Raw genomic sequence first — 14,257 nt, forward strand, 5'->3', positions numbered from 1 at the left:
AACAGTCCCCTTCACACCTCTTCCGCTTTGATCTCCGGGCGTTGATACTCCGGCCACACCAGCGCGACAAGCGCGGGATAAGCCTCCAGACTGAACTCCCTGAAACACTGACGCAGGTTGAGCACGTCCAGGTCGGCATGCGGGACCTTCTCACCGCTCAAACAGCGCTTTTTAATATTGTCGTAATATTTATACACCGCAGAGTTGAGATCGCTACAACGCCGCTGCGCATCAAATAATCCAGGTGTCTCATTCAACTCCACCATTGTCATCCGCTTGATCGTGGAGTGGATAAAATCGATATATTCGTGATTAACGCGCCAATACCAGACTGGCGTAATCGAATTCATCAATACCGAGAAATGGTCCTCGCCTTCTTCTTTACTCAGCATTTCCGGCTGGTTTTCAGAGTGCCCATTTTCGGCATGTCGGTTTTTATTTGCACTGCGCATTAACAAAAGTACCCCGCAGGTCAGCAATAGCAGGGTGATAACAGAATAAAATATACTGTTCATATACTGGCTCCATTTTTTTTGATTTTAAAATTACGCCATGCTATTGTCAACGCGGCCTGGTTTATTTAAAACAACATATCATTGGCATCAAAGGATATTTCAACATGCTTCCCGAGCATCTTGTTCCCTCGCACTTTCACTTATCCAGCCCCGCTACCAATACCAATCCCGTAGATAATAGTGAAAATTTGACTCAGGGAAAGAGAACATTAAGCGATTACGAATCCGATATTTTGATTAGCTCAACGGTTACCGGTCAGTCACGAAATATGCTATTTGAAGAGTGCGACCGTCATTTAAAAGAGCGTCTGTTTCGTGCAGCAAAAATTGAGTCATTCTCTCGCCTGCTCAATTCACTACAAGCAGAAGGCGATATTAACGCACAAGAATTAAGTAAAATTTTGACTCAAAAAACAGCCATCATAAATGAACAGGGCAACAAAATTTGGCTTAATTTAATTACGCGTGAAACCAGCGACCCTATTTTTTATTCTCTGGAAGAGAAATAGAATGAAAGATGTTGAGGATAACAATGTTTATTTGGCTTTAGATAACCATAAAAGCGATGAGTTTGTCTTAAAGCAAAATTTAGCCGTGTTGATTGCCAATAAAAACGCGACGCTGGAAAGCGTTGCTCAGGAGATAGTCTCTATTCCCGCTGCACTGGTGCGGATGAAATGGCAAAATCGGCGTGAAATTTACACGCTACAGGCTAAAGAAGAGATCTACGGTGCCGCGATCGAAGCCATTATGGAGCAGCAACCAGAACTGCGGGACAAAATCATGGCCCGACTGGAAAGCACCTACCAGCATATACTCGCGCGGGAAACAGCCACCTTACGCCTGACACGAAAGCTGTCTGAAGGGAACTACGAACCCACCAGGACAACCACAGTCGCGTTAGACGAGAACAGATAAGAACAGGTATGCGAGAGAGTTGAATCAGGAGAGGCACGCCGGGTAAGGCGACAACCATTACCCGGCAATGAGGAGGATTACTTCGCTTTCACAGTCTCTTCGCCAACCAGACCAATCTTCAGGAAGCCCGCCTGATGCAGCGTATCCATAACCTTCATCATGGTTTCATAATCAACGGTTTTATCTGCCCGGAAGAAAATGGTGGTGTCTTTCTTCCCATCTGTCAGTGCATTTAACTCGCTAATCATGGTGTCATCCGTCACCTGATTGTTGCCAATAAACATACTTTTATCGGCTTTAACAGATAGGTAAACCGGTTTTTCCGGACGCGGCTGCGGCGTGCTAGTGGAGGCAGGAAGATTCACTTTCACATCCACCGTTGCCAACGGTGCGGCCACCATAAAAATGATCAATAAAACCAACATAACGTCGATAAACGGCGTCACGTTGATTTCATGCATTTCACCGTTATCGTCCAGGTTTTCATTAAAGCTCATTGCCATGGAACATTATCCTACACGTAATTTCTGCGCTGCACGTACCGGATGCGCGGATGCGCTTGCGTTCAGGTCCAGATCGCGACTTTGCAGTAACAGCACCTGTGCCGCGACGTCACCCAGCATCGCTTTATAGCTGCCAATCTGACGTGCGAAAATGTTGTAGATAACAACCGCTGGAATTGCTGCGACCAGACCAATTGCGGTCGCTAACAGCGCTTCTGCGATACCCGGCGCAACAACGGCCAGGTTGGTCGTTTGAGTTTGTGCAATCCCGATGAAGCTATTCATGATGCCCCATACGGTACCGAACAGACCGACGAATGGAGAGATAGCCCCGATGGTGGCCAGGTACCCGTTACCACGCCCCATATGACGACCTACTGCCGCGACGCGACGCTCCAAACGGAAGCCGGTACGCTCTTTAATGCCTTCGTTATCGTCACTGCCTTCTGACAGTTCCAGCTCGTTTTGCGCTTCGTTAATCAACTGTGCGCCCAGGCTTTTGCCATCGAATCCTGCGGCAATCTCACTTGCCTGATCTAAAGAGCGGGCTTCCGCCAGCAGTTGCTGTTCACGCTTAAGGCGGCGTTTCTGAGTAAAGAACTCAAGGCTCTTACTAAAGAAGATAGCCCAAGTGACCACTGACGCCAAAATCAGCCCAATCATCACGCACTTAACCACGATATCGGCGTGCTGATACATACCCCAGACGGAAAGATCCGTCTGCATCAAATTATTACCCACTCTGTATCTCCAGGACGCAAATCACAAAATCTGAGCGTAATGATATCAAAACGACGTCGAATTGATAGTCGTTCTCATTACTATTTACATATTGTCGCACCTTTGGTTTCTTTTCCTTGCGCTTACGCAGTAAAAAAGTCACCAGAAGCATTTTGAGATTATTTTCTACTGTATAACCGTTCTGCAGGATGCGTCATCTTTGATTCATGGTAGTTTAGACATCCAGACGTATAAAAACAGGTAAGACAACATGGCAGATAAGCAACTTGAAACCAAGCTCGTTCACGCAGGACGCAGTAAAAAATACACGCTGGGCTCGGTAAATAGCGTGATACAGCGCGCTTCTTCGCTGGTGTTTGACACCGTGGAGGCCAAAAAGCAGGCCACACACAACCGTGCCAACGGTGCGCTTTTCTATGGACGTCGCGGAACCCTGACGCATTTCTCTCTGCAGGAAGCGATGTGCGAACTGGAAGGCGGCGCGGGTTGCGCCTTGTTCCCTTGCGGTGCGGCTGCCGTTGCCAACACCATCCTCGCTTTTGTGGAGCAAGGCGATCATGTGCTGATGACCAATACCGCCTATGAACCCAGTCAGGATTTCTGCACCAAAATTCTCGGCAAGCTTGGCGTGTCCACCGGCTGGTTCGATCCGCTGATTGGCGCCGATATTGTGAAGCACATGCAGCCGAACACCAAAGTCGTATTTCTGGAGTCGCCTGGCTCTGTCACCATGGAAGTGCATGATGTTCCGGCTATTGTTGCCGCCGTCAGAAGCGTAGCACCTGACGCAATCATCATGATTGATAACACCTGGGCTGCCGGAGTGCTGTTCAAAGCGCTGGATTTTGGTATCGATATTTCTATTCAGGCAGGCACCAAATATCTGATTGGCCATTCCGACGGCATGGTCGGCACGGCGGTCTCTAACGCCCGCTGCTGGGATCAACTTCGCGAAAATGCGTATCTAATGGGGCAAATGCTGGACGCCGATACCGCCTATATGACCAGCCGTGGGCTGCGTACGCTGAGTGTACGCCTGCGTCAGCACCATGAAAGCAGCTTAAAGGTCGCCGAGTGGCTGGCCAGCCATCCGCAGGTCGCCCGCGTGAACCACCCGGCACTGCCCGGCAGTAAAGGACATGAATTCTGGAAGCGTGATTTCACCGGCAGCAGCGGCCTGTTCTCCTTTGTATTGAATAAGAAACTCAATAATGAGGAGCTGGCCGCGTATCTGGATCACTTCAGCCTGTTCAGCATGGCCTACTCTTGGGGCGGTTTTGAGTCGCTGATTCTCGCCAACCAGCCGGAACACATTGCGGCAATCCGTCCGCAAGGCGAGGTGGACTTCAGCGGAACGCTCATCCGTTTGCATATCGGTTTAGAGAATGTTGACGATCTGATTGCCGATTTGGCCGCAGGATTTGCCCGAATCGAGTAAAATTGCCACAGATGGACATATATGCAGACACTTCTGGTGGAAAAGTCTGCAATTGTTGCGTCCGGGATCAAGGCATCCCGGACAATTCAGGAGTACAATCCACACATAGACGCTGTTCCACAGGAAAGTCCATGGTAGTCATTCAAGATATTGTCTCCGCGCTCTGGCAACACGATTTTGCCGCACTGGCGGATCCACACGTTGTGAGCGTGGTGTACTTCGTCATGTTCGCCACACTGTTTTTAGAAAATGGCCTGCTGCCCGCCTCCTTTTTACCCGGAGACAGCCTGTTATTGCTGGCAGGGGCGCTGATCGCTCAGGACGTGATGAGTTTTTTACCTACCATAGCTATTCTGACTGCCGCCGCCAGTCTGGGTTGCTGGCTGAGCTACATTCAGGGACGCTGGCTGGGCAACACGCGCACGGTGAAAGGCTGGCTGGCGCAATTACCTGAAAAATACCATCAACGCGCTACCTGCATGTTTGACCAACACGGGTTGATGGCGCTGCTTGCCGGGCGTTTCCTGGCGTTCGTCCGTACCTTGCTGCCAACGATGGCGGGCATTTCAGGGCTTCCTAACCGTCGGTTCCAGTTTTTTAACTGGCTGAGCGGACTGCTGTGGGTCACCGTCGTCACCAGCTTCGGCTATGCGCTGAGTATGATCCCGTTCGTCAAACGTCATGAAGATCAGGTGATGACCTTTTTAATGATCCTGCCGATTGCTCTGTTAACCGCAGGTCTGTTGGGAACGTTGTTCGTGGTGATTAAAAAAAAATACTGTAGCGCCTGAGTATTAGCCGTATGCCGGAGTCACTCCGGCATTTCATTGATGGCGCGCTGCTTTAAAGCCGACAAGAAATCAACTCCCCTGCATCATACGAATTCTTGCCGCATCTTCCCCCGGCGTTACGCCAAAGAAACGTTTGAACTCCCGACTGAATTGCGATGCGCTCTCATAGCCGACGCGCATTGCTGCCGCACTGGCCTTCATTCCATCGTGGATCATCATCATCCGTGCTTTATGCAGGCGATAGCTCTTCAGATATTGCAGCGGCGAGGTACTGGTCACCGCTTTAAAATTATGATGAAACGCCGATACGCTCATGTTCGCCTCTGCCGCCAGCTGTTCTACATTGAGGTTTTCGGTGTATTTGGTTTCAATCCGCTTGAGTACCCGGCTTATCAAACTGAAATGCGTCTGGCGACTGACCAGCGCAAGTAACGCGCCACCGCGCGGCCCGGTCAGCACATGGTAGAGGATTTCGCGAATGATCTGTTTGCCCAGAATTCGCGCGTCCAGCGGGCGCTCCATCACATCCAGTAAACGCTCAGCCGCGCAAAGAATCTCGTCAGAAAGCGTGGCAGAGTTAATCCCGCTCGCCGCCATTGAGGGCTGGAACAGTTCATCTTCGCCGATGTCCATCAGGAGCTCCTGCAATTGCAGGATATCGACATTCAGGCGCATACCGGCCAGTGGAACTTCCGGTGTCGCATATGTTTCACATTCAAAGGGTAAAGGTACGGTGAGCAGCAGGTATTCGTTGGCGTCATAACGAAATATGCGCTCATTGATATAACCAATTTTATGCCCCGAGAAGAGAAATATGATGCCCGGCTGATACATCACCGGTGTGCGTAGCCCCGGCTCTGTGCCATACAGTAGACGCACATCCGGCAGCAACTCACTGAGTTTATTTTCATTATTTTTCAGCTGCTTAATTTTATCTGTCAGCAGGAGGCAGATCTCATCACGGTTCATAGAACACCATTTCATCATCGGATTGCAACACCAACAGTGTGCGCATTTTTATCCTTTTTCTCCAGCAGCCTGTAGAAATAGGCAAGACATTGGCAGAAATGAGCATTGAGAGGAACGCGTCTGACGACCACAATGTTCACCATCAGGCAGACACTCGCCTGCCCTCTTTTTTACCCACATAAGGGAACGAGCAATGAACAACTTTAATCTCCACACCCCGACCCGCATTCTGTTTGGTAAGGGCGCTATCGCTGAACTGCGCGATCAAATCCCTCAGAATGCTCGCGTGCTGATTACCTACGGCGGCGGCAGCGTGAAAAAAACCGGCGTTCTGGCACAGGTTCAGGATGCACTGAAAGACCTGGACGTGCTGGAGTTTGGCGGTATCGAGCCAAATCCGTCTTATGAAACGCTGATGAACGCGGTAAAAATCGTGCGTGATGAGAAAGTGACGTTTCTGCTGGCAGTAGGCGGCGGTTCCGTGCTGGACGGCACCAAATTCATCGCGGCTGCTGCACAGTACGCTGACGGCATCGATCCATGGCGCATTCTGGAAACCCACGGCAACGATGTAACAAGCGCCATCCCGATGGGCTCCGTATTAACCCTGCCTGCAACCGGCTCTGAATCTAACTCCGGCGCGGTAATTTCGCGTAAAACCACCGGCGATAAACTGGCCTTTATGACCCCATTTGTGCAGCCAGTATTTGCCGTACTGGATCCGGTTTACACCTACACCCTGCCGCCACGTCAGGTTGCAAACGGCGTCGTGGATGCGTTCGTTCATACCGTTGAGCAGTATGTGACTTATCCGGTCGACGGGAAAATTCAGGATCGCTTTGCCGAAGGCATTCTGCTCACACTGGTAGAAGAAGGTCCGAAAGCCTTGCAGGAACCGGAAAACTACAACGTGCGTGCGAACGTCATGTGGGCGGCAACCCAAGCGCTGAACGGTCTGATTGGCGCAGGGGTACCGCAGGACTGGGCAACGCATATGCTGGGTCATGAACTGACTGCAATGCACGGTCTGGATCATGCTCAAACGCTGGCCATCGTTCTGCCAGCGCTGTGGAATGAAAAACGTGATACCAAGCGTGCCAAACTGCTGCAATACGCAGAGCGTATCTGGAATATCACCGAAGGAAGCGATGACCAGCGCATCGACGCCGCCATTGCCGCAACCCGCGCTTTCTTCGAACAAATGGGCGTACCGACTCGCCTGTCTGACTACGGTCTGGACGGTAGCTCCATCCCGGCGCTGCTGGAAAAACTGCAAGCGCATGGCGGTACGAAACTGGGCGAACATCAGGACATTACGCTTGAGGTCAGCCGTCGGATTTACGAAGCTGCCCGCTAAGGTTTTTTAACCTCCGCCTTTCGTTTTTGGGTATTTATACCAGACTTAAGTCACACCTATGTCACCGGAGTATGTTCCGGTGACAGTCATTAAGGGGAGGAATTATGACCACTCCAACCATTATCAAACTACAGGATGGTAACGTCATGCCGCAACTGGGCCTGGGGGTCTGGAAGGCAAGCAACGAAGAAGTCATCACTGCCATTCATAAAGCGCTGGAAGTGGGGTATCGCTCAATTGATACCGCGGCAGCGTACAAAAACGAAGAAGGTGTCGGCAAAGCAATACGTGACGCAGGCGTGCCACGGGAAGAGTTATTCATTACCACCAAGCTATGGAATGATGACCAGAAACGCCCCCGGGAAGCCTTGCTCGAAAGCATGGAGAAACTCCAGCTTGATTACCTCGATCTATACCTGATGCACTGGCCAGTTCCGGCGATCGACCACTACGTTGAAGCGTGGGAAAACATGATCGACCTGCAAAAAGAAGGGCTGATTAAGAGCATCGGCGTGTGCAACTTTCAGATCAACCATCTCCAGCGGCTGATGGATGAAACCGGCGTACCTCCGGTGATTAATCAGATAGAACTTCACCCGCTCATGCAGCAGCGCCAGCTACACGCCTGGAACGCCACACATAAAATCCAGACCGAATCCTGGAGCCCGCTGGCGCAGGGCGGCAAAGACGTCTTCGATCAAAAGATAATCCGTGACCTCGCAGAGAAATATGGCAAATCACCGGCGCAGATTGTCATCCGCTGGCATCTGGATAGCGGCCTGGTGGTGATTCCGAAATCGGTCACCCCTGCGCGTATCGCAGAAAACTTTAACGTCTGGGACTTCCGCCTGGATAAAGATGAATTAGGCGAAATCGCGAAACTCGATCAGGGCAAGCGTCTGGGGCCAGACCCGGACCAGTTCGGCGGTTAACCCCTTCCCTCCAGCCCGACACTCTCGTCGGGCCTTTACTGATTTGAAATATCAGGAAACAATTCACGCACATATATTGTTGTATTTCTTGCAGTCACTGGAGCAGCATTGCGCAACATAACCTGTTAATTATCATATAAATATATTTATTTGATGAATATATTCACCATATCCATAGGTGCGTAACCGTGACTGAGAAAAAAGGTAGCGTAGTCAAATGGCTCCCATTAATTCTTATAACATTCATTTCTGCCGGGCTGTGGCAACTTCCCCCTCCATCCGGGTTAAGTGCGCCAGCCTGGCATTCAGCAATTATCTTCGTTGCGACGATTGCTTCTATCGTGGCAAAAGTTTTACCCATCGGCGCGGTCGGCATTATTGGGATTACGGTTTTTGCACTCGCCTATGCGGCCGGGGATAAAACCGCCAGCGGCGCTATCACCACGGCACTGAGTGAGCTGAACAGTTCACTTATCTGGCTTATCGTCGTGGCTTTTATGATTGCCCGCGGTTTTATCAAAACTGGCCTCGGACGACGCATTGCGCTGCAGATGATCCGTCTGCTTGGCAAGCGCACGCTGGGACTCGCCTACGGTCTGGCCTTTGCCGATCTGATCCTCTCCCCGGCAATGCCGAGTAATACGGCACGCTGCGGCGGTGTCATCTATCCGATTGCCGACTCTCTGGCACGCAGTTTCCATTCGAACCCGGAAGATGAGTCCCGCAGTAAAATCGGTACCTTTCTTATCACCTGCATTGGCAACGTCAACGACGTCACCGCCGCGCTCTTTATGACCGGCTATACCGGCAACTTGTTGGCGGTGAAGTTGGCGGCCAATGCGGGCGTCACGCTGACCTGGGGCAGCTGGTTTATGGCGGCGCTGCTGCCATGCCTTGTGTCCTTACTGCTGGTTCCACTGCTGGTCTACTGGATCGTGCGCCCGGAAATAAAGCACACGCCGGATGCCCCGAACCTGGCGCGCAAAGAGCTGGCGGAAATGGGCAGTATGTCTCGCGGCGAATGGCTGATGCTGGTTACCGTCGGCGTACTGCTGGTACTGTGGATTTTTGGCGATACGTTAGGCGTCGACGCCACTACTGCCTCGTTCGTGGGACTGTCCATTTTATTGCTAAGCGGCGTTCTGAGCTGGGAAGATGTGAAAAGCGAGAAAGGTGCATGGGACACGCTGATTTGGTTTGCCGCGCTGCTGATGATGGCGAACCAGCTGAAAAAACTAGGTTTCACTACCTGGTTTGGCAATCTGATCGGCGATAGTCTGAGCAGTACTATGCACGGTACCAGTTGGGTGATCGTCCTGTTGCTGCTGAATGCCGCCTACTTCTATACCCACTACTTTTTTGCCAGCGGTAATGCACAGATTGCCGCGCTGTACGCCGTTTTCCTCGGCGTCGGCCTGCATCTGAATATCCCCGCAGCCCCCACAGCGTTAATGCTGGCCTTCACCAGCAGTTTGTACTGCTCGCTCACCCAGTACACCCACGCTCGCGGTCCAATCCTGTTTGGTGCCGGGTACGTTCCAACGGGCGTCTGGTGGCGCACAGGATTTATCATTAGCTTGTTTAACCAGGCGGTGTTTATCACCGTAGGTCTGATGTGGTGGAAGGTGTTGGGTCTGTACTAAACTAACTGCGCCCTGACGAATCACCTTACCTGCGGAGAAAAGGAATGACCTGTATTTTCTGTCAAATTGTTGAAGGTAAAGCCCCCTGCCATAAGGTCTGGGAAGACGAGCACCATCTGGCTTTTCTGTCGATTTTCCCGAACACCGACGGTTTTACCGTGGTGATCCCGAAAAAGCATTACCCCAGCTATGCCTTCGATATGCCGCCGCAGGCGTTGGCTGACCTGATGATGGCAACCCAAAAAGTGGCTAAGAAACTGGATAAGGCTTTCCCGGATGTCAGTCGTACGGGGATGTTCTTCGAAGGTTTCGGCGTAGACCATGTGCACAGCAAATTAAGCCCCATGCACGGCACTGGCGATCTAACTCACTGGAAACCGATTGAGTCGCGGCAGACCAAATTTTTCGAGCAATATGAAGGGTATCTGTCATCACACGATCATGAACGGGCGGATGATGCAAAACTGGCCGCATTAGCGGCCAGAATTCGTGAGGCATAAATACTGAGCACTTCTGCCGGATGGCGGTGCAAGCACCTTATCCGGCCTACAAAACTGTGCTGCTCGTAGGCCTGATAAGCATTTCACCACCGGGCAAAGCAAATTAACGTCCCGCTACTTTCCCGCGTTTTTTGTTTGCGGCAGGGGTCTGGCGCTGGTGCGCCACCGGGGTGTGCTTGGTCAACGCCGGGCGGGTATGACGGTTCTGGCGACGTGCTTCGCGCATCTCTTCCAGCGTAGGCGCCGGAACCAGACATTCACGACGACCGCCGATCAGATGCTTTTTACCCATGTCTTCCAGCGCCTGGCGGATTAACGGCCAGTTAGCTGGATCGTGGTAACGCAACAGGGCTTTATGCAAACGGCGCTGCTTATCACCTTTCGGCACCACCACGTCTTCACTCTTATAACCAATTTTACCCAGCGGGTTTTTCCCGGTGTAATACATGGTTGTGGAGTTCGCCAGCGGCGATGGATAAAAGTTCTGCACCTGATCCAGACGGAAACGACGTTGTTTCAGCCACAGCGCCAGATTCACCATATCCTCGTCACGCGTACCCGGGTGCGCGGAGATGAAGTACGGGATCAGGTACTGCTCTTTACCCGCCTGTTTAGAGTAGGTATCGAACAACTCCTTAAAGCGATCGTAGCTGCCCATCCCCGGCTTCATCATCTTCGACAGCGGGCCTTCTTCAGTATGCTCTGGCGCAATCTTCAGATAGCCGCCAACGTGGTGGGTCGCCAGCTCTTTGATATAGCGCGGATCTTCAACCGCGATGTCATAGCGCACACCGGAAGCTATGAGGATCTTTTTAATGCCTTTCAAATCACGCGCCCGGCGATAAAGGTTAATCGTCGGTTCGTGATTGGTGTCCATATGCGGACAGATATCCGGATAGACGCATGACAGACGACGGCAGGTTTGCTCCGCACGCGGTGACTTACAGCGCAGCATATACATGTTCGCCGTTGGGCCGCCGAGGTCGGAAATCACGCCGGTAAAACCTGGAACGGTGTCGCGAATGGCTTCGATTTCATTGATGATCGAATCTTCAGAGCGGCTCTGGATGATGCGGCCTTCGTGCTCGGTGATCGAACAGAACGAACAGCCGCCAAAGCAGCCACGCATAATGTTGATCGAGAAACGGATCATCTCATAGGCCGGAATGCGGCTGTCGCCATACGCCGGGTGCGGCACGCGCTTGTACGGCAGCGCAAAGACGCTATCCATCTCTTCGGTAGACAGCGGAATAGCTGGCGGGTTGATCCAGATGTAGCGATCGCCGTGCTTTTGCATCAGCGCACGCGCGCAGCCAGGGTTGGTTTCGTGGTGCAGGATACGCGACGCATGCGCATACAGCACTTTATCGCCCTTCACTTTTTCAAAGGACGGCAGCAGCACGTAGGTTTTTTCCCACGGTTTCGGACGCGGCGGCTGTACGGTTACCGCTTTCGCTTCCTGCTTTTTCGGTGCGACCGGTTTGTTGTCAGCACACGGCAGATCTTCGCCGTACGGATGCGGGATCGGATCAATCTTGCCCGGCGTGTCGAGACGCGTGGAATCCACCCCACTCCAGCCCGGCAGCGCTTCTTTAACCATAATCGCGGTGTTACGCACGTCGCGGATCTGATCGATGGTTTCGCCCATCGCCAGACGATGCGCCACTTCCACCAGCGGACGTTCGCCGTTGCCGAACATCAGCATGTCGGCTTTGGAATCCACCAGAACAGAGCGACGAACGGTATCAGACCAGTAGTCATAGTGCGCGGTACGGCGCAGGCTGGCCTCAATGCCGCCGAGAATAACCGGCACATCTTTCCATGCTTCTTTACAACGCTGGGTATAGACCAGCGTGGCGCGGTCCGGGCGTTTACCTGCTACGTTGTCTGGTGTGTAGGCATCGTCATGGCGCAGTCGGCGATCTGCGGTGTAACGGTTGATCATCGAGTCCATGTTGCCTGCGGTCACACCAAAGAACAGGTTCGGTTTACCCAAACGCATAAAATCGTCTTTGTTGTTCCACTCAGGCTGGGCGATAATCCCTACACGAAAGCCCTGCGCTTCCAGCATACGGCCGCATATTGCCATGCCAAAGCTGGGATGATCGACGTATGCATCGCCGGTAACCAGAATGATGTCGCAGCTATCCCAGCCAAGTTGGTCCATTTCGTCGCGTGACATCGGCAAAAACGGTGCCGGGCCAAAACAGGCAGCCCAGTACTGCGGCCAGGAGAAAAGGTCTCTGTCCGGCTGGATCAGGGATATTGCGCTCATAATGCTTCCAAAAATGGTAAAAAAATAATCAAAGGCCGGGGATTATACGCTGTATGTCGACAAGAAATGAAGTGGAGTCTGAACCAGGGCAGTAGAAAGTTATATAAATTGTTAAATTTTACGACGCTCATTTTTATCAATCATAATTAACACCATGCCGGCCAGCTGAGATAACTCTTTTTCGGCGGGGGATTTTTCATTGCGACTCAACGATTCACTGCATATTTCCCAGTTACGGGTTGTTGTTCACCTGTGTGGGTTTCTGGTTCTTCTCTACAGCTTTTCTATGCTGCCACCGATGGCCATCGCTTTGTTAAACAAAGAGCGGAGTTTGTTCGCTTTTTTCAGCACATTTATGACTTTCTTCACCCTCGGCGGCGGAGCGTGGCTGGCAACCAAACATGCGGGTATTCAACTGCGAACACGGGATGGTTTCGTTATTATCGTCCTGTTCTGGCTGTTGTTTTCGTTTATCAGCGCGATGCCGATGTGGATGGACGATGGCTTAAACCTCTCCTTTGCGGATGCCCTGTTTGAAGGGGTTTCCGGGATTACCACCACGGGCGCAACGGTAATTGGCGACGTCAGCGCCATGCCGAAGTCGTATCTCTACTATCGGGCTCAGCTCAATTTTATTGGTGGCCTGGGTGTTATTGTCCTCGCCGTGGCGGTATTACCGATTTTGGGTATCGGCGGCATGAAGCTGTATCAGTCTGAAATGCCGGGCCCCTTTAAAGAAGAACGCCTCACGCCAAGACTTGCTGATACTGCACGTACGCTGTGGCTGACCTATGTCATTCTGGGTCTTATCTGTACCCTGGCCTACTGGGCTGCCGGGATGTCGTTCTTCGATGCCTTATGCCACGGGCTGTCGACGGTTTCTCTCGGCGGATTTTCCACTCGCAGTGAAAGCATCGGCTTCTATAACAGCCATGCGATCGAGCTGGTCGCTGGGGTGTTTTCCCTGCTGTCTGCGTTTAACTTCACCCTCTGGTACGTGGCTATCGTGAAACGTACCTTCAAACCCTTTCGTCGTAATGCCGAACTGCGTTTCTTTTTGCTTATTGCGTTGGTTGTCACTCTGATCGCCACCTGGCAAGTTTGGCGGGCAGGCATGTACGGATTAACGGACAGCCTGGTGCATGCTTTTTTTCTGGCCAGTTCGATGCTGACAGATAATGGCCTGTCGACGGCGGATTACGCGCAGTGGCCTTCGCACACGATCTTCATGCTGCTCAGCGCCAGTTTCTTCGGCGGTTGTGTGGGATCGACCTGCGGGGGGATTAAGGTGCTGCGTTTTTTGATTATGTTCAAGCAGTGCCGTCAGGAGTTACACCAGCTCGCGCATCCCCGTGCCCTGCTGAACATTAAAGTGGGCAATAGCGTGGTAAGCGACCGGGTGGTGCGTTCGGTATGGAGCTTTTTCTTTCTCTACGTTTTGTTCACCAGCTTTTTTATCTGGGCGCTCAATCTGATGGGCTACGATCTCTTCTCCTCTTTTGCCACCGTCGCCGCCTGCATCAACAATATGGGGCTAGGATTTGGCGTCACCGCCACGACATTTGGCACCTTAAATGAGGAAGCAAAGCTACTGATGTGCGCGGCCATGATCATGGGGCGTCTGGAGATTTACCCCATTCTGATCCTGTTCTCGCGCATGTTCTGGCGGGCATAA

14 protein-coding genes are annotated in these 14,257 nt (G+C 52.0%); 9 read left to right on the forward strand and 5 right to left on the reverse strand.

Annotated features, from left to right (window positions below; genetic code table 11):
- Positions 1-11: 11 nt before the first annotated feature.
- A complete protein-coding gene (locus OGV74_RS07840) occupies positions 12-515 on the reverse strand; it encodes an ESA_00282 family adhesion-associated protein (RefSeq protein ID WP_003024499.1) in 504 nt (167 codons plus the stop codon).
- Between the two features lie 104 nt (positions 516-619).
- Here OGV74_RS07840 and OGV74_RS07845 point away from each other — a divergent pair, with 104 nt between their 5' ends.
- Both OGV74_RS07845 and OGV74_RS07850 read left to right on the forward strand, forming a co-directional pair.
- Complete coding sequence (locus OGV74_RS07845; RefSeq protein ID WP_032950110.1) at positions 620-1,024, forward strand: hypothetical protein; 405 nt, start codon at positions 620-622, stop codon at positions 1,022-1,024.
- Between the two features lies 1 nt (position 1,025).
- Entirely contained in the window at positions 1,026-1,433 is a 408-nt protein-coding gene (locus tag OGV74_RS07850; RefSeq protein ID WP_003024504.1) for a hypothetical protein, read from the forward strand.
- A gap of 77 nt (positions 1,434-1,510) precedes the next feature.
- Here the strand turns inward: OGV74_RS07850 and exbD are convergent, their stop codons facing one another.
- Together exbD and exbB are read right to left on the reverse strand one after the other, a co-directional pair.
- Positions 1,511-1,936, reverse strand: coding sequence for a TonB system transport protein ExbD (gene exbD / locus OGV74_RS07855; protein ID WP_003024505.1), 426 nt, complete (start codon positions 1,934-1,936; stop codon positions 1,511-1,513).
- A 6-nt stretch (positions 1,937-1,942) separates the two neighbouring features.
- Positions 1,943-2,677 (reverse strand): tol-pal system-associated acyl-CoA thioesterase, encoded by a 735-nt coding sequence (gene exbB, locus OGV74_RS07860; protein WP_003024507.1) that lies wholly within the window; start codon positions 2,675-2,677, stop codon positions 1,943-1,945.
- Positions 2,678-2,927: 250 nt separating this feature from the next.
- Between exbB and metC the strand changes: the two genes are divergently transcribed.
- Both metC and yghB read left to right on the forward strand, forming a co-directional pair.
- Complete coding sequence (gene metC, locus OGV74_RS07865; RefSeq protein ID WP_003024509.1) at positions 2,928-4,115, forward strand: cystathionine beta-lyase; 1,188 nt, start codon at positions 2,928-2,930, stop codon at positions 4,113-4,115.
- A 131-nt stretch (positions 4,116-4,246) separates the two neighbouring features.
- On the forward strand, positions 4,247-4,906 hold the full coding sequence (gene yghB, locus OGV74_RS07870) for a DedA family general envelope maintenance protein YghB (protein ID WP_003024510.1): 660 nt from the start codon (positions 4,247-4,249) through the stop codon (positions 4,904-4,906).
- Positions 4,907-4,975: 69 nt separating this feature from the next.
- Here yghB and OGV74_RS07875 read toward each other — a convergent pair whose 3' ends face one another.
- The gene (locus OGV74_RS07875) at positions 4,976-5,875 is read right to left on the reverse strand and encodes an AraC family transcriptional regulator (RefSeq protein ID WP_162771969.1); all 900 of its coding nucleotides are present in this window, start codon (positions 5,873-5,875) and stop codon (positions 4,976-4,978) included.
- Positions 5,876-6,068: 193 nt separating this feature from the next.
- On the opposite strand from OGV74_RS07875, the gene yqhD reads away from it, so the two are divergent.
- From yqhD to OGV74_RS07895, 4 genes are all read left to right on the forward strand, one after another.
- Positions 6,069-7,232, forward strand: coding sequence for an alcohol dehydrogenase (yqhD, locus tag OGV74_RS07880; RefSeq protein ID WP_086504569.1), 1,164 nt, complete (start codon positions 6,069-6,071; stop codon positions 7,230-7,232).
- 104 nt (positions 7,233-7,336) lie between these two features.
- Positions 7,337-8,164 carry a 2,5-didehydrogluconate reductase DkgA gene (gene dkgA / locus OGV74_RS07885; protein WP_003024520.1) on the forward strand — a complete coding sequence of 276 codons (828 nt, stop codon included), beginning with the start codon at positions 7,337-7,339 and terminating at the stop codon, positions 8,162-8,164.
- A gap of 188 nt (positions 8,165-8,352) precedes the next feature.
- Entirely contained in the window at positions 8,353-9,807 is a 1,455-nt protein-coding gene (locus OGV74_RS07890) for a DASS family sodium-coupled anion symporter (RefSeq protein ID WP_086504570.1), read from the forward strand.
- 44 nt (positions 9,808-9,851) lie between these two features.
- Positions 9,852-10,307, forward strand: coding sequence for an HIT family protein (locus OGV74_RS07895; RefSeq protein ID WP_003024529.1), 456 nt, complete (start codon positions 9,852-9,854; stop codon positions 10,305-10,307).
- A 103-nt stretch (positions 10,308-10,410) separates the two neighbouring features.
- Here OGV74_RS07895 and OGV74_RS07900 read toward each other — a convergent pair whose 3' ends face one another.
- On the reverse strand, positions 10,411-12,582 hold the full coding sequence (locus OGV74_RS07900; RefSeq protein ID WP_003024532.1) for a YgiQ family radical SAM protein: 2,172 nt from the start codon (positions 12,580-12,582) through the stop codon (positions 10,411-10,413).
- Between the two features lie 199 nt (positions 12,583-12,781).
- Between OGV74_RS07900 and OGV74_RS07905 the strand changes: the two genes are divergently transcribed.
- Entirely contained in the window at positions 12,782-14,257 is a 1,476-nt protein-coding gene (locus tag OGV74_RS07905) for a TrkH family potassium uptake protein (RefSeq protein ID WP_086504571.1), read from the forward strand.

The sequence above is a fragment of the Citrobacter sp. Cf116 genome (genome assembly GCF_030336505.1).
GTDB classification, from domain to species: Bacteria; Pseudomonadota; Gammaproteobacteria; order Enterobacterales; family Enterobacteriaceae; genus Citrobacter; species Citrobacter freundii.